18 protein-coding genes are annotated in these 26,630 nt (G+C 42.9%); 8 read left to right on the forward strand and 10 right to left on the reverse strand.

What is annotated here, in order from left to right; genetic code table 11:
- Positions 1 to 30 precede the first annotated feature (30 nt).
- From L2W36_RS15995 to L2W36_RS16005, 3 genes are read right to left on the reverse strand one after another with little or no spacing between them, the layout of a single operon-like run.
- Entirely contained in the window at positions 31 to 1,326 is a 1,296-nt protein-coding gene (locus tag L2W36_RS15995) for an HlyD family type I secretion periplasmic adaptor subunit (protein WP_107306913.1), read from the reverse strand.
- Positions 1,319 to 3,385, reverse strand: a complete 2,067-nt coding sequence (locus L2W36_RS16000) for an ABC transporter transmembrane domain-containing protein (protein WP_236110586.1) — start codon at positions 3,383 to 3,385, stop codon at positions 1,319 to 1,321. Before L2W36_RS16000 ends, L2W36_RS15995 begins: the two co-directional genes overlap by 8 nt.
- Positions 3,378 to 5,000, reverse strand: coding sequence for an ABC transporter transmembrane domain-containing protein (locus L2W36_RS16005; RefSeq protein ID WP_236110588.1), 1,623 nt, complete (start codon positions 4,998 to 5,000; stop codon positions 3,378 to 3,380). The genes L2W36_RS16000 and L2W36_RS16005 overlap by 8 nt, the downstream gene beginning before the upstream one ends.
- A 409-nt stretch (positions 5,001 to 5,409) precedes the next feature.
- Between L2W36_RS16005 and L2W36_RS16010 the strand changes: the two genes are divergently transcribed.
- Positions 5,410 to 7,230 (forward strand): PhoX family protein, encoded by a 1,821-nt coding sequence (locus L2W36_RS16010; protein WP_236110660.1) that lies wholly within the window; start codon positions 5,410 to 5,412, stop codon positions 7,228 to 7,230.
- A gap of 52 nt (positions 7,231 to 7,282) precedes the next feature.
- On the opposite strand, the gene L2W36_RS16015 is transcribed toward L2W36_RS16010, so the two are convergent.
- Positions 7,283 to 7,645 (reverse strand): DUF805 domain-containing protein, encoded by a 363-nt coding sequence (locus tag L2W36_RS16015; protein ID WP_051868199.1) that lies wholly within the window; start codon positions 7,643 to 7,645, stop codon positions 7,283 to 7,285.
- A gap of 17 nt (positions 7,646 to 7,662) precedes the next feature.
- Complete coding sequence (locus tag L2W36_RS16020; RefSeq protein WP_236110590.1) at positions 7,663 to 10,083, reverse strand: hybrid sensor histidine kinase/response regulator; 2,421 nt, start codon at positions 10,081 to 10,083, stop codon at positions 7,663 to 7,665.
- 406 nt (positions 10,084 to 10,489) lie between these two features.
- Here L2W36_RS16020 and L2W36_RS16025 point away from each other — a divergent pair, with 406 nt between their 5' ends.
- From L2W36_RS16025 to L2W36_RS16055, 7 genes are all read left to right on the forward strand, one after another.
- A complete protein-coding gene (locus L2W36_RS16025) occupies positions 10,490 to 13,705 on the forward strand; it encodes a S41 family peptidase (protein WP_236110592.1) in 3,216 nt (1,071 codons plus the stop codon).
- Between the two features lie 707 nt (positions 13,706 to 14,412).
- On the forward strand, positions 14,413 to 15,153 hold the full coding sequence (locus L2W36_RS16030; protein ID WP_236110593.1) for an SDR family oxidoreductase: 741 nt from the start codon (positions 14,413 to 14,415) through the stop codon (positions 15,151 to 15,153).
- A gap of 15 nt (positions 15,154 to 15,168) precedes the next feature.
- The gene (locus L2W36_RS16035) at positions 15,169 to 16,380 is read left to right on the forward strand and encodes an acetyl-CoA C-acetyltransferase (protein ID WP_006072393.1); all 1,212 of its coding nucleotides are present in this window, start codon (positions 15,169 to 15,171) and stop codon (positions 16,378 to 16,380) included.
- A gap of 100 nt (positions 16,381 to 16,480) precedes the next feature.
- Positions 16,481 to 16,828, forward strand: coding sequence for a phasin family protein (locus tag L2W36_RS16040; protein WP_006072396.1), 348 nt, complete (start codon positions 16,481 to 16,483; stop codon positions 16,826 to 16,828).
- 79 nt (positions 16,829 to 16,907) lie between these two features.
- Entirely contained in the window at positions 16,908 to 18,704 is a 1,797-nt protein-coding gene (gene phaC / locus L2W36_RS16045; protein WP_236110594.1) for a class I poly(R)-hydroxyalkanoic acid synthase, read from the forward strand.
- Positions 18,705 to 18,843: 139 nt separating this feature from the next.
- Positions 18,844 to 19,452, forward strand: a complete 609-nt coding sequence (locus L2W36_RS16050; RefSeq protein ID WP_006072399.1) for an FKBP-type peptidyl-prolyl cis-trans isomerase N-terminal domain-containing protein — start codon at positions 18,844 to 18,846, stop codon at positions 19,450 to 19,452.
- A 353-nt stretch (positions 19,453 to 19,805) separates the two neighbouring features.
- Complete coding sequence (locus L2W36_RS16055; RefSeq protein WP_063606768.1) at positions 19,806 to 21,107, forward strand: dicarboxylate/amino acid:cation symporter; 1,302 nt, start codon at positions 19,806 to 19,808, stop codon at positions 21,105 to 21,107.
- A 64-nt stretch (positions 21,108 to 21,171) separates the two neighbouring features.
- Here L2W36_RS16055 and L2W36_RS16060 read toward each other — a convergent pair whose 3' ends face one another.
- From L2W36_RS16060 to L2W36_RS16080, 5 genes are all read right to left on the reverse strand, one after another.
- A complete protein-coding gene (locus L2W36_RS16060) occupies positions 21,172 to 22,311 on the reverse strand; it encodes an ABC transporter permease (protein ID WP_236110595.1) in 1,140 nt (379 codons plus the stop codon).
- The gene (locus L2W36_RS16065; protein ID WP_236110596.1) at positions 22,308 to 23,492 is read right to left on the reverse strand and encodes an ABC transporter permease; all 1,185 of its coding nucleotides are present in this window, start codon (positions 23,490 to 23,492) and stop codon (positions 22,308 to 22,310) included. The genes L2W36_RS16060 and L2W36_RS16065 overlap by 4 nt, the downstream gene beginning before the upstream one ends.
- Before the next feature lie 9 nt (positions 23,493 to 23,501).
- A complete protein-coding gene (locus tag L2W36_RS16070; RefSeq protein ID WP_006072406.1) occupies positions 23,502 to 24,476 on the reverse strand; it encodes an HlyD family secretion protein in 975 nt (324 codons plus the stop codon).
- Complete coding sequence (locus tag L2W36_RS16075) at positions 24,473 to 25,906, reverse strand: TolC family protein (protein ID WP_236110597.1); 1,434 nt, start codon at positions 25,904 to 25,906, stop codon at positions 24,473 to 24,475. Before L2W36_RS16075 ends, L2W36_RS16070 begins: the two co-directional genes overlap by 4 nt.
- A 206-nt stretch (positions 25,907 to 26,112) precedes the next feature.
- Positions 26,113 to 26,352 carry a hypothetical protein gene (locus L2W36_RS16080; RefSeq protein ID WP_031493599.1) on the reverse strand — a complete coding sequence of 80 codons (240 nt, stop codon included), beginning with the start codon at positions 26,350 to 26,352 and terminating at the stop codon, positions 26,113 to 26,115.
- Positions 26,353 to 26,630 lie beyond the last annotated feature (278 nt).

A 26,630-nucleotide genomic window follows, 5' to 3' on the forward strand; every position in this document is an offset into this window, starting at 1 on the left:
CAAACTAGCGAATATTAATGATTGAGAAGATTATCGCTCACCAAAGGCACGGCTGATATTTGTGAATATCGGTTTCCACAGATATTGGAACACCGTTTTTTCGCCAGTGGTGATATCCACTTCACCGGTCATTCCCGGTAACAACGCAAATCTATCTGGGTCGTCCCTAAAGTAGGGCTTCTCGACTGCAATGGTGACTTCGTAGAAGATATTGCCTTTCTCATCCTTGCTGGTTGTAGGGGAGATGGACTCTACGATACCTTTAAGAGCTCCGAATCGACTATAGTCGTAGGCATCAATTTTGACTCTCGCACTTTGTCCCTCGTTAACAAAACCTATATCTCTCGGAGATAGCTGAGCTTTAAAGTCTGCCGTGCCTCCAATTGGCACGATTTCGACCACGGTTCCCCCTGGCTGAATTACAGCACCAACTTTTGTACTCGGTATACTTTGAACTAAACCTTGTAGAGGTGATGTCAAAACAGTATTAGTCAGCTTCGCTTCTCCAGAGCGAACACGAGCTTCTAGTGCAGAGAGTTCAGAGGCAGCTTTGGAGCGCTGATCGGCTACCTCGACTTTGGCTTCCGCGAGCAACTGGGAGATCTTTTCATCATTAGAATCTGCCTGTTTGATTAGCAGAGCTTTTTTACCCCTCGCTTCTTCAATTTGCTGTTCAATAGAGGCTACTTTTTGCTGCATTTCAAGAACACGAAGTCTTGAAATATTACCGCTTTTTTGTCCTTTTTGAAGTATGCTGAGCTCTTGTTTTGACGCGCTTAACTGTCTTTCGTAAGCTGGAATGGCTTTTTCTGTACTGCGTAATTGTTCTGCGATTTGCTCCGCTTCTTTTTCTAGCACTATCCGCTTTTGATAGTATAGAGCAACTTGCGCGCTGCGCTGAGCTCTCTGCTGTGCAACGAGTTCTGGATATTGGCTTTGGTATAAATCAAAATCAGGCTCGCGCTCGTCAATAAGTGAAGATAATCTTTCTATCGTTAAATTGAGAGAAGCTTGTTGAGCTTTCAATTCCTCCAAGGCTGTTGTTTGGAAGGTCGCATCAAACTCAACCAACACTTGACCCTCTTCGACCATATCGCCTTCTGCGACAGAAATGGTTTTCAATTTGCCACCAATATCACTTTGAATGATCTGACGCTCACCTTCTGGGACGACCGTGCCTTTTGCCTTGGCAATTTCATCAACTTGAGTTACAGCTGACCAAGTACCAAATGCAATCACACACAAGGCGATTGAATAAGTGATTACAGACAATAGCTTCTTGGTCTGTTGTGATTCGATTGCTTCAGCATACTGAGATTTATTCATTGGCAGCGACCTCCATTGTGCTGTCACTATTGTTCTCTTCGTTCAGGGCACCAAAGTAGGCGACAGCGCCTTGGTTTAAGACGATAACTTTGTCTGCTAGCTTAATTAACTCGGGATCTTGTGAACTGAATAGAATTGTAGAGTGACCTCTTTTTTTATTAAGGAAGGTCTTAAACAGTTCAACGGACTTAGGTGACAAGTCATGAAGAGGGTTATCGAGCAAATAGAGAGGGTAATGAATGGCGAGGGCTTTTGCAGCAATCAACATTCTAGCTTCATACCGTGACAATAAATCGTACATACTGGCAGGCCAGAATTCGGTGAGTTTGGTATCAAGTCCAGCTGGTAATGAGTTTAGCCAATCTTTACCACCTGCTTGCTCAATAGCATGGATAATTTCTGCATCTTGTATCTCCTGTTTATCCGAGAACCATTCACGGATGTTAGTCAGGAGCACTTGAGGATGAGCAGCTTTGTAGAACATCCAATGGCGATAGAGCAATGGCGCGTATTGGCTTAAGTTAATACCGTTGATATTAACGACACCGTTTTGCACTGGTTGGAAACTTGCGATAGTGTCGATAAGGCTTGTTTTACCACTGTTAGAGGGCCCTGTAATGGCTATGATTTCTCCTGGCTCTATGACTGCACTTACCCCACTAAGAGCCGGTTTAGCCTGTTTAGCATAGCGGAGAGTAATTTGGTCGAGTTCAATCCGTGGCGGTGAACTTGGCAAAGTATGATGTTGATATCGATATGCTTCTTCCGAATTTAGAGTGAGCGTTCGATTGATCGTCATTTGTGTTTGCTTAAGCTGCTGAAGCCTAAAAGCGCTGTTAGCGAGGGTTTGGGCAGGCCCTGTTACTCGGGAAATCAACATCATGGTTGCGATCAGTCCACCAGCCGACATCACTTGGTTAAAAATCAAATCGATGCCCAAACCAACGACAGCGAGCGTCGAGGTCACGCCTATGGCGTAGTAAATCGATGTGTATTTCGCTTGGTGTACTGTCTGTTTGAAGCCATTCTGAGCGGCTAAGTGGTTTGCTTTATCAAATCGAGACAACCAACCTTCTAGTAGTTGGCCACTACGCATAAAACCGAGGTGGGTAGATAGCTCGGCTATGAGCATTTGGCGGTTGGTTCCTGCAATGGTGGATTGATTGGCTTTTAAAGCTGAATTTTTGATACTACTGCGAGCGACCACGTAATACAGACCGAGGGCGACAATAGGAACGATGACTAACCAACCTCCCAATATAGCAATCGCTATGATGAATAGCAGGACAAATGGGATATCAAATAGCGCGTTTCCTAGAGGGCCAGCGAGAACCCCTGCGACTCTATCCGCAAAACTCAATTGATTGATTTGGCTTTGTTGAGGGGTTGCCTTACAAACGTTATAACTTCCGGTCAGTAGTTTTTTAATGAGCGCATCGGAAATTTCGCGACTTATTCGATTGGCGACAGTGGTTAACGTCTGGCTTCGTACCACTCTAAGCAACCAAAGCATGAAAAACAGAATGCCTGCTCCTATTGCAATTCCCTGTAGCTCGTGGGCTGCATCACCACCAATGACATGATCGTAGATAGACATTGTGATGAAAGGAATCGCCAGTGCGAATAAGTTAGAAAACAAACTCGCTAACGCAACTTTTGGGACCACCACTTTGTAAGCGTCCAACCTTGTGCCCATCCAGTTGGGGTCGGGTTTATCAGGAGGTGAGCCCTCTAGTAAGATCGCGATGCTGAATTGTTTTAAATCTTGTGATGAAAAAGGGGTGTCATTGGTTACTTCGAATAAGACTTGGTCCTTGGGTTGAGCGATTATCAGTTGTTGGTCGGTGACCAAAACTGCCACTTTATAAGATTTCGTATGAAGCTGTTGCTGTGCATTGACGATTCGATAAGGCACATTGAGTCGGTCGAGCATACTCAAATAGTCTTCTAAGTTATCGAGGCCATTTTCTTCTACCCATTGATGAGCGAACACATCGACGTTGCTGTTCACTTCGAGTGCTCTGAGTGACAACAATGAGGCTGTTTCAATATTATTCATTGTTCTCTCCTTGCTCAGCGTTCGCATCAAGCTGCAATAAGATCGTGTTGTCACATATAGAGGTAAAAGTGTGATTAAAACTGACTAGAAATATGGTTCGGCCGTTGTTCGCTTCTGTTTGGATGATTTCTGCTAACTTAGGCCAAGTATCTATGTCTAAGTCCAATTCAGGTAAATCAATACAAATAATGGAGGTAGGGCGAGCGAGCTGAAAACAAATGTTGATTAAGCGGATACTGCTGTGGCTTAACGGTATAGTCGGAAGATCCCCCAGTTTGGTTTCGAAACCATCCGGTAGCTGAGTTAGCACGTCATACAAGCCAAGTGACTTACTGTATGCTAAGGCGCGTTCAGAAAGCTCGGGCTTATACCCACATAAGTTGTCTAAAATAGAGCCTTGAAGAATTGAAGAACGAGATCCTATGTAAGAGCTCGAATATTGGCGCGACAAAGCAGAAGTTGTGTCGGTATCTAACAAGAACTGACCGGCATGCTCCTGATTAGCCCCTCCTATTGTAGTGAGAAAGTGGCTAGCTGCTTCCTTATCGGGACAGGTGATTTGACAGATTGAGCCTGAAGAAATACTGGCATTAACTACATAGGTTTTTGAGAAGCGCTTTATTGCTAGATTGTTCATATGTAGTGATGAAAAAGATGGTAAAGCAGCGCTTATGCTCTGGTCTTGAGGTGAGAGTTTTAATAACGCATTTACGCTTTGTATGGCGGTTTGCATATTAGCATAACGAATATTCAAACTAGTCAGTGCGCTAAGTGGCGCTACCGCTCGGCCAGCCAAGATGGAACAAGCAGCAAGCCCACCAGTTGTTAGTTCTCCAGAAAGAACATGGGAGGCACCGGCTATGACTAAAATAACGGAGGTTCCCAAGGAGGCTAGATAGATGCATTCTTGAGCGAAGGCGTTCTTTCGTTCGTCTTCTGAATGAGTAAGTCGATGTTCCTGATTAATACCCTTATAAGCTGCATACGTCTTATATTCATTTGCCTGACGTTTGATACCAAGAATGTTACGGTTGAGATTGAGTACAAACCCCGCTCTTGCGTCCTCGGTAATGGCATGCTCTAAGCTTCGTTGTTTTGCTCTTTTACCTGACAGCCAGACGAAGCTGAATGTAATAGCCCATACAACAATAGGTACCGCTACTAAGCTTCCGCCAACATAGTAAACTAAAAATAGGAACAACAGCGCAAAAGGAATATCTATCAATCCAGATAGAAGTCCCCCTGAATAGAGATCTTTGATTTTTGCGATAGCTTCTAATCCGTTCTGAACGCCTCCCACTTTTAATTGCTTAATTTCCTTAATAGGTGACGTTGCTAACGCCCGAACTGTTTCTGCGTAACGTTGTTGTTCGAGCATGGAAGATTCTGCGGCTAGTACCCTAGAACGAACGTATCTGAGTAAAGCATCAAGTAATACCGCTATCGTTGCGCCTGCTAGTAGCAACGTCGCAGTGCCGTAACTTTGGTTTGGAATTATGCGGTCATAAATCTGTAGCACCGTTAAAGGCACGGCAAGAGAAAGAATATTGATAAGCACTGATGGCAGCAGCACTTTTTTAATGCCCTGAATACCTGAAGAGAATGTTGTGTCCATACCTAGCTCATTTCTTATCCATATCAATTAAGACTCGGACAAAAGCAGCGACATTTCAAATAGTAAGGAAAGAAAAATCCACAATTTATTAAGGTTTAGTGTTCGATTGTTATTGGAGTAATACTGTACTTAAAAGCAATATCTATTTCATAGCAGTGTTTGTGTAGGGAGGTTAACTTATACAGACACCAAATCGTCCATAAAGAAACTTCTAATAATATAAGTGTTAGTTATTTGTAACTGAGATGTCACAATTTGATTGCATCATAGCGGCCACAATAGTAATAACGGCCAATTTAATGGCCTTTTCTTTAGTAGAAAGGAAGTCAAAGTGAAGCATTTTAATCGAACTCCAGATCAAAGAGCGCTCGACCAAGAACCAGAATTCAATCGTTTTGTTGAAGCTGCTATGTCGCGTCGTCGTTTTCTAAAAGCAACGGGGGCTGCTGGAACGGCTGGCTTTTTTGCTGCGAGTCCTATTAGTCAGGCTGTTGCTAACACTATGCCAAGCAAATCGCAGTTAATTGGCTTTGATGCTATTCCTATTTCAACAACCGATACAGTTGAAGTACCAGAAGGTTATCAGGCAGATGTATTGGTCTCTTGGGGTGACGCTATCAAAAAAGGTGCACCGGCGTTTAGCCAGTCGAACAATGCGCAGGCGCAGGAACTTCAATTTGGTGACAACAATGACGGTATGACGTTTTTCTTAATTTCCAACGACAGAGCTGTTCTTGTTGTGAATAATGAGTACACCAACAACGAGTACCTTTATGAACATCAAGGTAATAATATTTCAGCAGATGATGCTAGAAAAGCACAGGCAGCACACGGGGTGTCGGTTGTTGAGTTAGAAAAGAACAATGGCAAGTGGCAAGTGAATGTAGATGGCCGCCTAAACCGTCGAATCACGGCGTACACAGAAATGGAAATGACGGGTATTGCTGCCGGTCATGAACTGCTTAAAACCAATGCTGATAAGTCGGGTAAGAAGATACTCGGTACGTTTAATAACTGCGCTAATGGGCAAACGCCGTGGGGGACTTACCTAACTTGCGAAGAGAACTTTAATGGCTATTTCGCTAATACTTCTGGTAGTGAATTAGGCGACCGCTATAAGCGTTATGGTCTGGGTAATAAAGACAGAGGGTATGACTGGTATAAGTATGATACGCGTTTTGATATGGCTAAAGACCCTAACGAACCGCATCGTCATGGTTGGGTTGTTGAAGTTGATCCGATGAATCCTAATGCAACCCCAAAAAAGCGTAGTGCTCTTGGCCGCTTCAAACACGAAAATGCGGCGTTGACGATCAATGATGATGGCCATGTTGTGGTGTATTTAGGTGATGATGAACGTGGTGAGCACTTATATAAGTTCATATCTAAGAAAAAATACGTAGCAGGTGCAGATTCTAATCGTGATCTCCTTGAAGAAGGAACATTATACGTTGCTAAATTCACTGGAACAGAAGGTGAATTGAGCGGAACTGGTGAGTGGTTGGAGCTTACATGGGGTAACAATGGTCTAACACCTGAAAACGGCTTCCCTGATGCGGCTTCAGTGATGATTTTTGCTCGAGAGGCAGCCACCCAAGTTGGTGCGACAACAATGGATCGTCCAGAATGGGTAGCCGTACATCCGGACAATCAGTCGGTATTCTGTACGTTGACCAACAATAAACATCGTGGTGTTAAAGAATCGCAGCCACTGAACGCGGTAAACCCAAGAGAAAAGAATCCATATGGTCACATTGTTCGTTGGAGGCCGACAAAAGGTGATCACTCTGCAGGAACGTTTAACTGGGATATTTATGTACTTGCGGGCAATCCCGAAGTACACGAAGCTGGTTTGATGGCGGGCAGTGACAACATCAATAAGGACAACATGTTCAATAGCCCCGATGGAATTGGTTTTGACCGCGCTGGTAGGTTATGGATTCAAACCGATGGTAAATACTCAAACAAGGGGGACTTTGCAGGTATGGGCAACAACCAAATGCTTTGTAGTGACCCACAAACGGGTGAAATCCGCCGCTTCCTGACCGGGCCAATAGCCTGTGAGATTACTGGGTTAACCTTCTCTCCAGACTATAAGACAATGTTTGTTGGTGTGCAGCACCCAGGCGAAGATCTTGCTCCATCACATTTCCCTGAAGGTGGTAAGTCGATACCACGTTCATCTGTAATGATGATTACGTGCACAGATGGCGGCATCATCGGGGCCTAATAAGGACCTCAAAAACTAAAAGAGACTCTATGCGAGTCTCTTTTACTATTCACTAGAGAGAAGAGGGAGCCGCTCCGTATTCATTGTCATGATCACTCTTGAAAATGAAAAAGATGACTAAAATGAGAGCACCTAACAAGGGAATCAAGTAGAGGAATAACCACCAACCACTTCGACCTGTATCATGTAGTCGTCGGCACCCCACGGCCAAGGTGGGTACTAGTACGGCTAAAGAATAAAATGTACCAAATAACCCGAATTGCTCACTACCGGCACCAACAATTCTATCGATGATGTTGAACAGTAAGGCAATGACAAAGCTGACTAACACGTAACTCCAGTACTGCCTCCGTGTCGCTCGTCCATTGAAGTTCGCATAGTTGTTCTTTAAGACATCGATGTAGTTATTCAGCATAAACACTCCTTGGTTTATCAGGATGCTTGGAACTTAGAGTCTAGTTTCTCCATCAACACTTCGCGCTTAAAAGGTTTTGGTAAATAGTCATCCATGCCGCTTTGATAGCATTTTTGAATATCGTCATCGAGCACTGAGGCCGTTAGCGCAATAATATGAGTTTGCTTAAGAGCTTTCTTAGCTTCGAACTCGCGAATCGCTTTAGTTGCGTCAAAACCATCAAGCACAGGCATCATACAATCCATAAGTATAAGTCCAATACTCGAATAGTCACGTTGATAAATCTCAACCGCTTCTTGGCCGTTGTTAGCGATAACAAAGCTGATGGATAGCTTCTTCAAATTTAAACCAACGATTTGTTGGTTTATTTTATTATCTTCAACAACCAGAATTCTAAAGGTTCTCTTTGGTTTTGAATTAGTATCATTATCGCCAGTCAATTCTGAATGAGTTTCTGACTTCTTAAGGTTGCGCAGGCTGTTGATCAATCTGTTACCAAATAGTGGCGATGTTAAAAACGCAGAAACCTTTAAGTTATTGGCATCAGCAGCTTCTTTGTTGTCGCGCAATAGGACAATATTATGCTCTTCGAATTGTGCTTGAACTGAGGAGAAGTTGGCGTTGCTATCAAGAATAATGATCGTATCAGTGGTGAGTTCCAACGTGTTGATGTCTGATACAGCGGAGTGCGCGAATTTCACCCCGTAACGCTCTAGTTCCGAAAGCAACAGTGTATTTGGAGAGTCTGTGAAGTATTGAACACATAGTGACGGCTCATCACTGACACAATGGCTGTCGCGGCTAAATTTGAGGTCAAAATAGAAGTGACAGCCCTCACCCTTGATTGAATCAAGCTGAATGTTGCCACCCATCATTTCCACCATCTTTGCGCAAATAGCCAAGCCTAAACCAGTGCCGCCATAGTCTTTCGAGGTATCGACCTCTTCCTGTTTAAACTCTTCAAAAACGTGTTTCTGCTTCTTTTCATCAATGCCTATCCCTGTGTCTCGGATGGAAAAGCCAATGGTGACACTGTCTTTTGTCTGAGCTCTCAACTTTAGAGAGAAAGCGATGCTGCCTGTTTCAGTAAACTTAATCGCATTGGAAGCTAAATTCATTAATGTTTGGCGAATTTTTTGTTCGTCGGCTTTTACATAGTCAGGGAGATCTGGATCGATATCGATGAGAATATCGAGTTGTTTCTGCTGTGCTTTGGGTGCGATTAGTGCCGCAGTATCAAAGATAGTCTCTTTTATTGCTGTCGTGTGAGGACAAATCTCTAAATGCCCGGATTCGATTTTTGAAAGATCGAGTATATCGTTAATCAGCATGAGTAAGGTCTGGGATGATGCATTGATGGTCGCCAGGTAATCTTTTTGGATGGCACTAAGCTTGGAATCTCCGAGGATCTCAGTCATACCTAAAATACCGTTAAGTGGCGTACGAATCTCATGAGACATATTTGCCAGAAATGCGCTCTTAGCTCGATTCGCTTGTTTCTCTTGTTCTCGAGCATCAATCAGTTTTTTCTCTAGGGTAGAGGTTTGTCTAACAACATAAAGTAGGATGAGAACAATGGCAGTGATAAGCGAAATTGTAGCAAGAGATTGATGATTTTGATGCTTACCGATTTCGCTGTTTATCTGTTTTGGTAAAACATTAAACAGGGTATTCAGTTTGCCTTCCAGCTTATGAATGGTGGTTCTAAGTTCACCAAGTTGTCCTTCTTGATAGGAGTAACCAAAATTCTCGTATGCGCTTTGCAGCGCATAAAAAGCAAGTCGGAACTGCTGAAATTTATATAGGAGTTCGTATGAGGCGTTCTGAGCGCTTATCTCTGATTGCATTTGAACGAGGGTTCGTTCAATTCTTGGTAGAACAGTAGGGTCAAACTCGGCGAAGAACTGGTACATCAAATCTTTGGTTGTTAGAGCAATATAATCAAGTGGTGTCGAATTGGCTTGAATCAAGGCATATTCAAATGCGAGCGCCTTCTGCTTTAAATTATCAATAAGGCCGGGTTCACCCTCTGAACCATGAATAAGTAACACGACATCAGCCAATAAGTAGAAGCGTTGAACATAGTCATCGACATGTGATAGGGCCAGCTGTCCATCGTAATCTGTGTTAAGTCCAGAATTTATAATGGTTGCATTTATCGAACCTAATTCCTCTAGAATGTTCTGATAATCCGTTTCCATTTTCTGTAGATAGATTTGGTCGACTCTATCAACAAAATCTTTTTCGTGACGACGCATCATTAGCATGTTGTTTGATGCGGTAAGAATGCTCTTTTGAAGCGAAATCAATTGGTTTTTGGTGCTATCAACAGAATGTTGTGTATAGAAAAATAAGGCTAAGAAACTAAGAATGGCAAACGCGCCCAATATGAGGGTCTTTCGAATAGCCTGAGTGGGAGAGGTTTTGGTGTTGCTCATCAATCCATGTCCTTATGGTACGACGTTTTTGCAAAGCGTAGTGTAACTCAAAACCAGCGTAACAAAAATGAAACAAAAAAGGATAGAGTTAGTTCTCACACGCTTAATTTTGGTAGAACAGAGTCAATGCTTTGTAGCAACTTGTATTTTTGTGTATGTATGAAGCAACGGTATAAGGTTGAGGAATAAGATTTCATTAGTGCAAAGATGATTGGATATATTATCTGGCAGTGTTTTAATTTTGTATGAAATAAAATATATAGAGGATTATCCTGTATATTTTGTTGGTGAGTGATTGCTTGATAAAATGGCGAATACTTGTCTGTATTTACAATGATTTCGTGATGAAAATTTCCCGCCCAAATCTGTGGCATGATGGGTAAAAACGCAACACTTAAGGGAATCCATGAAATTTTCACATTTAGCCCGAGTGGGCTTTATCCTTTTCTCTGCTAGCCACACCTCTTTGCTTATTGCACAAACATCAGAGGGCTCATCATGGTATCGAGACATTGCTATTTCTCCGAACGGTGATCAGATTGCATTTACTTACAGTGGCCAAGTCTGGGTAGCTAACGCAAAGGGTGGCGATGCGGTTCCGCTTACAAGTGAGACGGTTTATAGCTCAAATCCTGTATGGTCTCCTGACGGACAGTCGTTAGCATACCAATCTAACCAGTATGGTCGGGGAGATGTGTTTGTTTTGAACATGAACACTCATAAATCTCAACGATTAACTTTCCACGGTAGCGAGGATATCCCATATTCCTTTAGTGCTGATGGTAGCCAAGTCTTATTTCAATCTTTTAGGATTGGTAATGGTGATAGTGAATTAAATAACGGATTCTTTGGCCGTTCATACAGACTTTACACAGTTCCTGCAAAGGGTGGTCGAGAGCAGGTTTTGTTAGAAAATTCAGTGAGCAGTTATTCGGTCTCTCATGATGGTAGTCAGGCTTTGTATACTGATTTGCCTTCTTATACCGAACAACAGTGGCGCAAAGGAGCTCAATCAGATGCAGCAAGAGATATCTGGAAATATGATGCTAAAAGTCACAAACACACACAATTAACAACGTTTAGAGGTGAAGATCGCAATGCAGTTTGGTCTGAGGATGACCAGTCCATGTATTTCTTATCTGAACGTTCAGGCAGTTTTAACATCTGGAAGCAATCTTTGACTGAGCCTGAAGGTGATGCTGTTGCTGTAACTCATCATCAAAAGTTACCCGTTAGGTTTTTGTCGATTAGCACCCAAGGTGATTTAGCTTACGGGTTTGACGGTGGTATTTGGCTTAAGAGGAAAGGCGATAAGGCAGCGCATGAAGTTGACATCAAAATACGTAAAGCGCGCAGTGATAGCAGTACTAGAAACGTGAATTTGGCCTATGAGATTACTGAACTAGCGGTATCACCAACAGCTCCGGAAGTCGCCGTCGTAGCTCGAGGGGAGGTATTTGTCATCTCTACGTTGACCGGAGAGGCACGTCGGTTGACGAATACCCCACAAGCAGAAAGAGACATTTCGTTCGCGAGTGATGGAATGACATTACTTTATGGCTCTGAGCGAGCAGGGAATTGGGATTTATTTGCGAGTCATATAGGCGATCACGATAAGAGCTTTCTTACGGCAAGTCAGATAACAGAACAGCAACTCACGGATACGCCGGTAGATGAGACCCAACCTGTGTTGTCTCATGATGACACACGCATCGCATACAGAGAATCAAGAAATACGTTAAAAGTAATGACTATTGAAGATGGCGCCATAACGACACTTCTTAATAGTCAATCTATGTATTCCTACGAGGACTCAGATTGGCGCTATCAGTGGTCGCCAGATGATCAGTATATTGTATCTCGTGATGGTAGTACGTTAAGTGCTAATAATATTGTTCTACTTGATAGCAAAGGCGAGAACAAACCCATCACATTGAGCTACAGCGGATTTGTTCAATTTGCACCAAAGTTCTCTGATGATGGTCAGGTTGTTTACTGGACTTCAGACAAAGACGGACTGACAGAACTGGATGGCAGTACCGTAAATGGTGACGTATATGCGGTCACTCTAAATAAAAAAACAGAAGCAAACTTGGGTCTATCTCAAGACCAAGCGTGGTTAGCTGAGCAAGAAGAACACGCTTCTGCTCCAAACAATAAAACTCTGATTGATGTCAACGACCTTCAAGATAGAATCCACCGCTTAACGCCTTATTCTATGTCAGTTTTGGCGAGTTACCTTTCTCCCGACAACACTGAAATGGTTGTTGCCAATCAACGCGGCGATGATATCGAATTTGTGCACCTGAATCTTTTAACAGGGGATCATGAAGTGATGTTCACACGCTCCGCGGATGACATCCAAGCCATGACGGTAACGCCTGACAGAACGATGTTGATGCTCATTGGCCATGGACAACTAGAGAAAATCGATTTAGCTAATGGCGATAGTGAGGACGTTCATTTTAGCTTGGATGCAGAATATGACTTTGCGAAAGAAACACAGTATATATTTGACCATGTATGGCGCTTGACCAAGACAAAATTCTACGACAAGAACTTACATGGAGTTGACTGGGATTGGTATAGAGAGGCGTATGCAAAACATTTACCAAGCATACATAATTATAATGACTTTGCTCAGTTGTTAAGTGAGTTGGCTGGTGAGTTGAACGCCTCACACACTGGTTCTACGTATAGGATGCATCCTGGTAGTTGGGAGTCGCCAGCATCACTTGGCATTATTTACGATGATAAATATCAAGGGAAAGGTGCAAGAGTTCGTAGCGTTCTACTAGGAGGGCCAGCAGATCTACCGAATAACCCGATTAAATCAGGTAGCATTATTTACTCGGTGAACGGGGTAGATGTTCAACCTGGCAAGGATATTTATCCATTGCTTAATAACCTAGAAGGTAAAGTAACTCGACTGTCTGTTCTTACTCCTGGGAATAAGAAAACGATATCCGTAGCCGTTAAGCCTGTCTCGTTGTCTGACGAAGCGAAACTCTCGTATAAACGTTGGGTAACGGAGCGTGAAGTACTTACCAATAAGTTATCAAATGGGCGTCTGGGCTATATCCATATTCCTGAGATGGGTAACGATTCATACCGTCAGCTAGTCAACAAATTGTTCGGTCGATATCGAGATAAAGAAGCAGTTGTTATTGATGTCCGATACAATGTCGGAGGGAACCTACATGATCAAATAATGAATCTATTATCTGGTGTGAGACACAGCTCCGCGGTATCGAGAGATGGCTATTCAGCAGGCTCATTTCCACTTCGCCGTTGGGCAAAACCTAGCATAATGTTAGCGAATGCATCGAGTTACTCAGATGGTTCAGTTGTACCTTACTTTTATCAGAAAGAGGGAATTGGAAAACTAGTGGGTGAACGTGTACCAGGAACGGGAACCTACGTGCTTTGGGAAAACCAGCAAGAACCATTATTGGAATATGGTGTACCGCAACTTGGTTTCAAAAATGATCAGGGTAAGTGGTTCGAGAACAATGAGGTGAAGCCTAATATCTTGGTTTATAACTCACCTGACGACGTCGCTTCTGACAGAGACCGCCAACTAAGCGTTGCTGTTAAGGAGTTACTGGCAAAGCTGAACTAAGATAGGCAGCTACATATAAGTGTTTAGCTTTGAAGGCCCTTGGACTTTAAGTTCAGGGGCCTTTTCTATGGAAGAAGGTAAACATGTTATTGTGCAAGGTATTAATGTTAAAGCGCTGTGAGAGTTTGTGAAAAAGATCACGTCTTAATGAAAAGCACCAAAATAATGTGTATTGCATCAGTATGGTGCTTTGGCTATATATATCTACATCAGACCATTTACATTTGATGATATTTAAGCTTTAGCTCTAAATAAATATCTCATATCTTTCAGTGATCTATATTATTCAATCTAAGAATAATGTGATGGAAATTATCAATTGTAATTAAATGTTATTGATAGATAGTAATCATTATTTTGGTGCATGGCTAGTCTTTATTAATACTACTATAAAATTAAAGTTGTTGTTATTTAAAGGCTTGGTGAGGATTTGGTTCTGGGTTTTGCTTCAGGAAAAAAGAGGAATAAAATGTAATTTAGTGATTTCATGATTGTGATCAGTATCTAAGTAATACTCAGTGCAACGATTAAAGGGTGGTTAAATATTAAGATTTCATTAATTTAATATCCATAAGTCAAAGCGTAACAAAAGCTCAGTAATATCAATAATAAAGTCAGTCATCATAATAAATGCGCAAGTTAGGACGTCAGAATTTAGTTTGTTTACATCAATAGCTAAATGCTAGTTGCTAGGAATGGAGTCATTAATGAAGAAGCTCGCAATAATCACCGGTTCAAAAGGCGGAATTGGTTCCGCAATATCATCTGCAATTGTCGATAAAGGATATCGTCTGATTGCTACCTATAACACAGGTAACTATTCATGCGCTAAGGAATGGTTCGACAGCAAGGGTTTCACAGAAGACCAAGTAAGGCTGTTTGAACTTGATGTTACAAATACTGAGGAGTGTAACGAAAAGCTAAATCAACTTCAGCAAGAAGAAGGGACATTTGATCTGGTCGTAAACAATGCTGGTATTACGAGGGATGGCCAGTTTAAGAAAATGAAGGCTGAAGCGTGGTTTGATGTCATCAACACTAATCTGAATAGTGTTTATAACGTGACGCAACCTCTTTTCGCGGCTATGTGTGAAAAAGGTAATGGCCGTGTCATCAATATCTCATCGGTAAATGGTCAAAAAGGGCAGTTTGGCCAAGCGAATTACGCTGCAGCAAAAGCTGGAATGATTGGCTTTACCAAAGCGCTTGCTTCAGAAGGTGCTAGATCTGGAGTTACAGCAAATGTTGTTGCACCTGGTTATACAAGCACGCCTATGGTTGAGGCGATGCGTGAAGACGTTCTCGATTCCATTAAAAGCACCATTCCACTGAAACGCCTAGCAAAACCAGAAGAAGTTGCCGCCACGGTAGCATTTTTGGCAAGTGAAGAGGCCGCTTACATCACAGGTGAAACGGTTGCCATCAATGGCGGCCTATACATGGCGTAATCAAGGGAACAGATAATGGAAAAAGTTTTTATTGTTGCAGCAAAGCGTTCAGCAATCGGTAGTTTTGGTGGCAGCTTACAGAACGTTACTGCTGGAAAACTTGCATCGGAAGTGATTGCTGGTGCGGTCGATGCTTGCGGTATAACTGTTAACGACATAGATGAAGTGATTGTCGGTAATGTTGTGAGTGCAAATCAAGGCATGGGGGTAGGACGACAAGCTTCTATCTATGCAGGTATTCCAGCGGAAGTTCCAGCTTATACGCTAAACATGGTATGTGGTAGCGGAATGAAAACGCTCATGGACGCCGCATCACATATCAAATCAGGCGAGGCAGAAGTTGTTGTCGCTGCTGGTGTTGAGATTATGTCGCAGATCCCGTTTGCTATGCCAGCATCGGCACGTTCAGGCCATAAAATGGGGGATATCACTGCAAAGGATCTTCTCGTTTCAGATGGACTCACCGATGTCTTTAATGCTTACCACATGGGCGTGACCGCTGAAAACATCGCTAAGGAAGTCGATATTTCTCGTGACGATCAAGATGCGTATGCCCTACAAAGTCAACAAAAAGCGGCCGCAGCCATTGAAGCAGGGAAGTTTATAGATGAAATTCAACCCGTTGAGGTGAAAATTCGACGTCAAAGCGTCGAATTTTCGACCGATGAATACCCCAAACTAGACGCGACCATGCAAGGCTTATCTAAGTTAAGGCCTGCATTTGATAGAGAAGGTACAGTGACGGCGGGTAATGCGTCGGGCATTAATGATGGTGCTAGCGCTTTGGTTGTGGCTTCCGAGTCGGCGGTTGAACGCTTAGGGTTGACACCATTATGTGAAGTCGTTAACTGCGCTCAAACTGGTATTGACCCGCAAGTAATGGGACTTGGCCCAGTTCAAGCGGTGACTAAAGTGCTTAGTAAAGCTGACTTAACCATAGAAAACGTGGATGTGTTTGAGCTTAACGAAGCGTTTGCGGCCCAAGCGTTAGGGGTTATACGCAACTTAGCATCGCAGCATGGTGTGTCTGCGGAGTCTATTTTACAAAAAGCTAATCCAAATGGTGGTGCTATTGCCCTAGGACATCCATTAGGAGCGTCTGGTAATAGAATTATTGTCACTCTTATTCATGAAATGTTACGCGAACAAAAGAATATCGGCGTTGCATCTTTATGTGTGGGTGGTGGTATGGGAACAGCAGTACTTTTGAAAAACTGCAAGTCTTAAAAAACGTAATTGTTAATAGCTCATTACAGTGTTGTCGGATTCCCAAATATTAATGGGATAGTTATATAAAATTGGAATATATTTCCTAGGAGAAATAATCATGTACACGGATATCTTTAAAGTTTTCAATGAACAGTCAGAAAAAACGTTTGAACCATATGCAAAATTCAACAAATTGATGACGAAAAATGTAGAGACTCTAACTGAACTGCAACTTAATGCCATGCGTTCGTACAGTGAGCTTGGTTTAAGCCAAATGAAAGCGGCCTCCGAAATTAAAGACGTGTCATCATTTGCTGTTTTTAATAGCCAACAACTTAATACACTGTCTCGCCTATCTCAACAAATGATGGATGACAGTAATAAGCTCCAACAAGTTGCGAAAGAATTCAAAGAAGATATTGAAGCTCTAACAACTGAAACAGTAAAAGCTAACACGCCAGCTTAATGATTCAGTTTTTTTATTAGGGTTGCGGGGGCACTCGTTCCCGCAGCCTTTTTTGTTTTCCAAGAAAAGGGTTTTAACTATGTTTCAAAACTTCTTTTCGGACTACCTTGTGAAACTGCAGGAGAGCAACCAGCAATGGTGGAAAGACTTCGAGCAAGGCAAGGCAGCCGTTAATAGCCCTCTAACTAAAGCAATGCAGGAACTCAACGCAGAAGATACTGCAGCTTTTATGGATAAGGCCTCACAGCAACCCGCTGCTATGTTGGACATGCAAACTAAATGGTGGACTCAACAACTAGAGATTTGGCAGCGAGTAGCACTGCAATCAAGTAAAGAAGAGGTCGTTTCTGTAGAAAAAGGCGACCGTCGATTTGAAGATGATGCATGGAAAGAAGAAGCGTTTTATAACTTCATCAAGCAGTCCTATGTTCTTTTCAGTAAGACTTATTTAGAGACCATCAACTCGGTGGAAGGTGTCGATGAGAAAATCAAAGAGCGATTGACGTTTTTCTCCCGACAAACGTTGAATGCACTCTCACCAACGAATTTCATCGCCACCAATCCTGAGCTACTTAAACTAACTGTTGAGCAAAATGGAGAAAACTTGCTTGCTGGACTTCAGCAGTTCCAAGAGGACATCGAAGCAAGTGCTGATGTGCTGAAAATTCGCATGACGAATACTGAAGCATTCCAAATAGGTGAACATGTCGCTAATACGGCTGGAGATGTTGTCTATCAGAATGAGCTATTTGAGCTGATTCAATATCGTCCAGTAACAGAAGTGGTGAACTCTACACCATTGCTTATCGTTCCGCCTTTCATCAACAAATACTACATTCTCGATCTTCGTGAGAAAAACTCGATGGTTAAATGGTTGCTGGAGCAGGGCCACAGTGTATTTATGATGTCGTGGCGAAATCCTGGCGCTTCTCAAGCTAAGGTGGAATTTGGCGACTACGTGACTAATGGTGTTGTCAAAGCAGTTTCTGCCATTGAGTCGATCACCGGTAAAGATCAGATCAATGCTGCCGGATATTGTATTGGTGGCACTGTCCTCGCTTCCACTGTGGCGTATTATGCCGCCAAACGTATGAAGAAACGGATTGTCTCAGCGTCGTTTTTCACCACGTTGCTTGATTATAGCCAGCCAGGCGAAGTAGGAGCTTATATAAACGACACCATCATCAGAGCTATTGAACTACAAAATAACGCCATAGGTTATATGGATGGTCGCTCACTCAGTGTGACATTTAGCTTGCTTCGAGAAAATAGTCTTTACTGGAACTACTATGTCGATAATTACCTTAAGGGTAACAGTCCCGTAGATTTCGACTTGTTGTACTGGAATAGTGATAGCACTAATGTAACTGCAGCTACACATAATTTTCTATTAAGACAGCTATACCTTGAAAACAAGCTGATTCAGGATAAAGGTGTGAAAATCGGCGGCGTGTGGATAGACTTAGATAAGATACGAATCCCAAGTTACTTTATTTCCACCAAAGAGGATCATATTGCACTTTGGCAAGGAACTTATCGCGGTGCGTTGAAAATGGGTGGGAACAAAACTTTCGTATTGGGCGAATCAGGGCATATTGCAGGTATCGTCAATCATCCCGCAAAAGAGAAATATGGTTTCTGGACTAATTCTACTCTAGAAGAATCCGCAGAAGAGTGGATAGGGAATGCAGAACACCATAAGGGGTCGTGGTGGCTGCACTGGAACGAGTGGCTCAAACAGTTTAGCGCGGAAGAGCAAGTTGAACCGTTTTCAACAGGAAATGAAGAATATCCTGTAGTAGGTAGTGCTCCTGGTCAATACGTATTGCAAACTTTGCCAGTGGTCGATTCCCTGCCAGATAATGAACTGACCTAAAGTTCACATAATCATCAATGCAAAAGGACCTCTTGGTCCTTTTCTTTTTCCAGTATCAAGCCTTTTTATCCGTAACATACTTTTTTTCTGTATAAGAAGTCTTAACATTAGACCAAGAGTTAGTTGTTGAGAGGTTGGGATGGAAATAGAGACGTTAGAACAAAAAGTAAGCTATATCTACGGTCGAGAGATCGCGTTGGAGCTTGCCAAAAAATCATTTCCAAAAATGAATATCAAAATTGTCCAAGAAGCCATCATGGACACATTCATGCAAAAAGAATGGCCATTTGACCCGTCTGAAAATGAGCAGTTGAAGCAACAGATGGAAGACCAGCGCAAAGAAACAGAGAAACAGCTAAAGCAGCAACAAACAGAATTTGAACAAGCTTTTTTCAAAAAGAATGGTCAGCGCCGCGAAGTAACAACCCATAGCTCTGGTATTCAGTATGAAATACTAAAAGAGGGGAATGAGCTCGCTAGTGTCTCGTCAGGAACGCAGTGTAAGGTCAGACATAAGACTTGGCTTCTAAACGGACGTCAAGTTGATAGCTCTGTACATCTGCCTGAGCCGCTAACGATTTCTTTAAATCAGGCTCCTGTCTCTTGGTTAGTCGTGCTAAAACAGATGAAGCTAGGCTCTACGTGGCGTTTATATGTCCCAGCTCACTTAGCTTATAAAGAAGATGAACACCCTAGGATTCCAGAAGAAACTGCTGTTGTTTTCGAACTGAGTCTTGTGTCTATTTGATGGCTTAGATTATTTACCTTTCATTTCAAAATACCCAGAATTATGTGCTGGGTATTTTTATTTCATTAAGATGGTATATTGAGATGCTAGTCAGGTATTAATATTTCTTATGTGAACTTTAAAAGAACATAATATTAGTTGTGGCCATTGGTGTTATATTGCATGCTGTTTTGTTGGTAAAATGTAGCATTAAGGTTTTTGTCGGCGTGCTGTGTGTAACAACATGAGTGATCCCAGTCACAGTGCAGAATCAGAAAACAAATTTGTAATTCTAATCGTCAGCGTCTAGCTGCTAATCTGCTCCGGCTTTTAGATGTCCCCATCTCTAAGCAATATAAAAATAAGGAGTAATTATGACTAATACCAAAAAACCAATGTCACTGACTACACGAGTGATTATCGGTATGGTTGCAGGTATTTTGACGGGCTTCGCGATTCGAAGCTTGTTTGCTGAGAACGGATTTGTAGACGCATACATCGTTAATGGTTTGTTCGAAGTTGGTGGCCAAATTTTCATCGCCAGCTTGAAGATGCTTGTTGTACCTTTGGTTTTTGTATCGCTAGTTTGTGGTACGAGTTCTTTGAAGGACGTAACCACTCTAGGCCGTTTAGGTGGTAAGACTGTTCTTTTTTATGTAGCGACGACAGCAGTTGCGATCACCTTAGCTCTTACCATGGGCACTGTGTTCCAACCGGGTGCAGGTGCAGACCTTACTGCCGCTAGTTCATTTGCCGCTGCTGAAGCCCCATCTTTAGGGCAGGTCATCATTGACATGTTCCCAACTAACCCTATTAGCGCAATGGCAGAAGGTAAAACACTACAGGTTATCGTGTTTGCTGTATTGTTCGGTATTGCGATTAGTGCTGCGGGCGAACCTGGAGAGCGAATCGCGGCTGTGTTCCGTGACCTTAACGAAGTGATCATGAAGTTGGTAGCCTTGTTAATGAACATCGCCCCTTATGGTGTATTCTTCTTAATGGCTAAGCTGTTTACTGGTTTAGGTTTAAGCGCCATCTTTAACCTTGCAGAGTACTTCTTCGTTCTAACGGCCACATTACTGTTGCATGGCTTGGTGACGTACAGTGTCATGCTTAAGTCATTTACAGGTTTAAGTCCTGTTACCTTCTTGAAGAAGATGGAAGATGCTGTCATGTTTGCATTTTCTACCGCATCATCTAACGCAACTATTCCTGTTACCATGGAAACGGCTCAAAATCGTCTTGGTGTAGATAACAAGGTATCGTCTTTCACAATTCCACTCGGTGCTACTATCAACATGGATGGCACTGCGATCATGCAGGGCGTGGCAACTGCGTTTATTGCTCAGGCGTTTAATATTGATTTGACCATGGGTGATTACCTGACGGTAATTCTGACAGCGACCCTTGCGTCAATTGGTACTGCGGGCGTTCCTGGTGTTGGCCTTATCATGTTAGCCATGGTACTAAACCAAGTGGGTCTACCTTTAGAAGGTATTGCATTAATCATGGGTGTTGACCGCCTATTAGATATGATTCGTACCGCAGTTAACATCACAGGTGACAGCGCAGTTACTTGTATTGTTGCCAAATCGGAAGGCGCATTGAACATTGATAAGTTCAACGATCCTGCTGCCGGTGAAAGCGAAGAAAAGGTTGAACTAGTTCGAAGCTAATTCAACGAAAGAAAATAAAAGGGGCTAATGATATGTCATTAGCCCCTTTTGTTTTGTCTTTCAGTTATTCAGCATTGCTGATTCTATATTTCTTGAAGCTGTATACAGCAAGACTTCCCCAAGCGAAAGCTTGAATCCAAAGTTGCGTCCATGCCCCACGTATTTGAGACCACTCGGCACCCATTTGATTTAGCTTCAAAAAGCCATTAATTGCTGCTTGCGTCGGGAAGATTGCAGCAAACCACTTGATGGGCTCTGGTAGCATTTCTGTTGGCCATATAAAGCCTGCGGAAAAGATCAGAGGCATTGAGCTTAGCAGAACAACAACAGTCACTAGTTCTCTTCGTGGTGTAATGGCGCCCAAAAATATGCCAATAAAACAAGAAGTAAGCAAAAACGGCAACATTAGAGTTAGCAATTCGATGGGGTGAGCTAGCTTACTGATACCATACATCTCGAAGCTAGCACCGAAGTAATACATACCAAGTAGGTAGTAAATAAGCGTAAGCACAATGCTGCGAACAGCCACAACAGATAATACTGATTGAGAGCGCCAATAACCTTTACCTTGACGTTGCGTGCCACCAACCAAACCGGACGCCATTGCGAGAGTTTGCTGAAGGATTAATACAAAGACGGCCGGCACAACATAGTCTACATATCCCATTCGAGGGTTAAAGGTAGGCTTGGTGTTAAGCTGAGTCGCAGCATACTGCTTGCTCGCCAGTTCCAGAGGTACGCCATCGATGAGCAATTTGGTTACTTTGGCTTTTGCTGCTAAAGTCCCGCCAGCTTGCGCTAGACCCTCAACCACGGTTCCATAAACCAAAAACAAAGCGGCATCGCCGGCGTAGGCAAGTACTGGACTTTTCCCTAACATAAGGTCTTTGTAGAAATGCTCAGGAATCACCAAAATACCGGACACTTCCCCATTTAAAAAAGCCTCTTTCGCTGCTGCAATAGTATGGTCTCGCTGTACTACTTTCACATTTGGTGTTGCGTCGACCATCCGTTCCAATTGAAAACTGGTTTGACTGAGATCTAAGTTGACTACAGAGATTGGTTGTTCTCTTGGTGTTTGCTGAGCGTAGGGAAGAGGGTATAAAAACGAATAGAAAATCACGCCACCAAATACCGTTAGTACAACTACCGGATTGGTGAGAATGGCTTTGAGTTCGAGTTTTACATGTTCTAACAGCGTCATGCTACTAACTCCTTACTCATATGTTTTTTAATTAATACAGACGTTACTACCAATGGGATGACGTAACCTAACATGGGTGTTAAGTGCGAAAGTGACTGAAGTGGAGTGACGCCGTAACTTGCTTGGCTTACCTGAACTTCAATATAATGACTGATTGGTAATAGCTCGCGCCAAAATAATGCGAGGGGATTCATGTCAGTCGCTGGAAAAGTAATTCCCATAAATGCAAAACTAGGTGCGGTAAATGCTCCGGCAAAACTCATCGCACGTGCAGCATCGCAAGTTAAGAAGAAAAACAGTGCTGCCATTATCATACAGGTGACCGTAGTAACGATCTGTGCAAAGAAGAGCACCAGCCAACTCCCTTCCATTGGCCATCCAATTAAGTCGTAAAACCACACTAAAAAGAAAGTGCCTTGCAACAAGAACCAGAGGAAATAAGGGAACAAGGTCTGTGCCAATCTTGATATGGGTTTTTCTTGCCCTAACCAAGGAGCGAGTCCGGAGATTCTATAGTTTGCACTCAACACTAGTACAGTGAACGACACAACAGCGATTTGCCAAATTGCTGGAACGATAGCACTCACTAGGAACTGAGCATAGTTAGTGCCTTTGTTGAACAACGGTGTTATCTGAGTTCTCACGTTGACTGCTTTACCCATGGCTGCAGCGCCTGTTGTGTCGCCTTTTGCTAGAGCTTTGACAACTTCAACTTGAGCATTAAAAGTGCCTTGTGCTTGTAGAGCCGCAGAATTAATCAAGCGTCCAACGAGTATATACTGACTGTTATAGAATAAGGTCACTTCTGGACGTAATGATTTCACTATCGCTTTATCAAAACCATACGGTATGGTTAGAATTGCGTAAATATCGCCCTCTATGAGGGCGTCACGAGCTTGACCAATGTCATCGTACTGATGATTGACACTCAACATCGATGTGGCATCGTAGTTTCGAATTAGCTTTTGTGATAACTGGCTCTTACTCAGATCAACCACGCCGATGGGTAAGTTGCTGGCGATTCCTTGGGAAAAGATCCAATAGATAGAAAGGCACAATAATATTGGCACCCAAGTGAGGCAGGATAATAGCCATTTGTCATGGCGTAGTATCTGCCATTGGCTATGAAACTGACTTTTCGCGAGTCTTCGTGTAGCTAATGTTGGAAAAGAGTGAGGCATAATGGCTTCCTACATTTCTACCACTAAACTCATACCCATACGAAGCGGTACATCCTTATCTACTGGACGAGCTTCAACTTCAAAAGTGCGAAGATCGAAACCTTGAGTCGCGTCAGTTGAACGCCATGTAGCAAAGTCACCCATTACAGCAACGTGGAACACTTTAAAGGTGACAGTTTCATCAAGTGCAGGTAAATAAGCATCAAATTCTTTATCTTTCTCGAACTGGCTTAAAAGATCTTCACGTACATTCAGTACGGCCCAAGTGTCTTTGGTATCAATAACCGTAACTACAGGGAAGCCTTGAGGCGCAAGTTCGCCACTGTGCAGCAATACTTGCGAAACTTCACCATCAAACCAAGAATGGATTTTAGTGTCAGCTGCATAAGCTTCCACTTCGGCTACCGCGCCTTCCGCCATTCGAGCTTTTTCTGCCGCCGCTAATTTTGTTTCAGAACGCGCCCCTTCTTTGGTCATCTGGTACATCTGAAATGCTGCGCTTTCAGTGTATTTGGCCGCTTGCCATTGAGTCATGGCTTCATCACGTTTCTGCTCAGCTACCACACCATCTTTATATAGGTTGTTAACTCGTAGATACGTTTTCTCAAGTAATGCTGCAGCGGCTTTTGCTTTGCGCCATTGGTCTTCTGCTGCTTGAATCTGTTGCTTACGTGCGCCTGTCTCCGCTTCTTTGGCAAGCGCTCCCGCAGCTTTCTGTCCGGCTACGGCTTGCTCAAGTTTGGCTTCGATTTCTGGGCTATGGATGGTGAAAATGAGTTGGCCTTCAGCTACTTCGTCACCTTTTCGCACTAATACTTCATCAATTCGACCTGGTACTTTTGATGAAATGCTATATTGCTGAGACTCGATTTGCCCTTGTAGTCGAAATGGAGGTGTTTGATAGGCATCATAAAATTTGTATCCAACCCAACCAATAATCGCAATCGTACCTAATGTCAGTAAAGTAGGTTTTACCTTGTTCATGATGCATCCTTCGTTCTTAGTTGAGCTGGGGTAATAGCGTTATATTTATACGTAGAAAAGTTGTTCATCTCGCTAGAAAGCGCGAGTAATTTATTTAATGACAGTAAGTACTGGAAGCTTGCGGCGTCTTGCTGGGTCTTGACGCTGGCAAGATAGAGCTCAGCATCGACCACGTCTAGAGAGCGGCCTAATCCTTGAGAAAAGGCTTTTTGGCGTAGCCTGAGGTTCTCTTCTGCAAGTTGAATACTGGTATTCAACCCTTGCACTTCATCGAGTGCTTGCTGCGCTTCTAAGTAAGTTTTTTCAACTAAGACACTTAAGTCTTGTTTCGCTTGTTTCTTTAAAAATTGTACTTGAGATACCGCACTGTTAGCCGCTTTCATTTGCTCACTGCGACCTGTGTTCTCAAGAAGTGGGACACTTACGCCAATACCAACTAGCCAATCTGGCTTCATCTGTCCGGCCAATGAATCGCCGTGATACAGACTATAGTCACCATAGGCGTATACTTCTGGGAAATATTTACCTTTCTCAGCCTTCATCAAGCTACTTGCTTGTTTCTCTTTCGCATCAAGAATGGAAAGGCCAGGGTAGGTGTTGAGGGTTTGATCAACGAAAGCATCCAGAGGTGGCAGGTTTTCGTTGATAAAGAGTTGGTCACGAGGTTCAACGGTTTCAGATTGCCCCAAAACTTGGGTAAGCGCAGCTTCTGCGATATCTAGGCCGTGTTGTGCTTTTTTGCGCTCCACCACCGCTTTGGCTAATGAAGCTTCAGCTTGAAGGCGCTCAACTCGAGCAATTTGTCCTTGTTCTTCAAGTTTAATTGCGAAGTCTCGGTGCTTGGTTAGCCCTTTTTCTGCCGCCATTCTGGTTTCGACGACATTGCGCGCGAGCACCACACTAAAATAGTACTTACTTAGATCTTCGTATCGAGCTTGAACTTCCATTGCAAGCTGGCTTTGAGCCTCTTCTTTTTTACCCTCGGCGGCGGTTTGCGCTGCGGTGATTCTACCACCCGTAAAAATCGGCCAAACTGCTCGGATTGAAGAGGTGAAAATGTCTTGGTTTTCAATGGTGGAAGTAATGCCCCCTAGAGCACTTGCAACTTGTCCTAAGACCGGTCCTAATGCTCCGGCGGGTAGGTTAGGGACTCCACTAAGGCTATCCGCAAATTGCGAGCCACTAATTGTTACATCTTGATCCAATCGAGTGTAGTTAGCGCCAACCGTGACCTTAGGTAGGTTTAAACTACCGCTTGCGTCTTGTAAGTGCCCGTATCGTTCTACGTTGGCTCGTTGTGCGGCTAGAGAATTATTGTTTTGTTGAAGCAATTGCCAGGCTTCATCAAAGGAGACTTCGGCAGGGTAGCCACCGAAAGAAAGCGTTCCTAGCAATGCGCCCACAACCAGCGGTAGGGACCTTATCTTCATGTTTGCTCCAAAACAGATGATGTTAATAAATTGATTAGAGTATATGCTCTAATAAAATGGTGTGCAATAACCTAACTATAGATGTTTTTTTGATCTCTATGTGGTTAAGTGTCTGTTATTTAGAAGCTAAACGATATATTTTGGTCACTGATACTAAAAAAGCAACTTCACATTACGTGCCGTTGCTTTTTTGAAATCAAACGACTTTAATCATTTGATGGACAAACGTAGCCAGCTCTCCACATTAGGTCTTTTGCTTGAAGCAGTTCTTTTAAGACTTCACTGCCCGACATTTGTGGTGAAGCGAACGATACCAAAACCTCGTGTTCTAGTTCCGATGCTTGTGAGTTTGTCGCTTGATATGCTCTGACGTGGGTAAATGTAGCGCGTCGATTTTTCGACAGAAGCGCCCGATTAAGGCAAATTCCAAAACAGTCCCGTTCCATAACGACGTTCCTTCTTACGTTGTATTTTGCGCTCTGCACAAGGGTTACTGCGTTTTCGTTTATTATTTTCTAGTTATAAGTGACCTTGAAAGTTACGTTTGAGTCGACAAATAGCAAGTAGACTCAGGTACTTTTTAGATAACAATTTTACTATACGGAATAACGGCTGAATTGTTCTAAAAATAAGCTAAAAGTGATGTGATCATAATCAGATATTCGGTTGCATATGCATGTAACTGACATGAATATTTACACTCTAATTGTAGGAATCAAAGAGC

The sequence above is a fragment of the Vibrio sp. McD22-P3 genome, from assembly GCF_021568915.1.
GTDB classification, from domain to species: Bacteria; Pseudomonadota; Gammaproteobacteria; order Enterobacterales; family Vibrionaceae; genus Vibrio; species Vibrio mediterranei.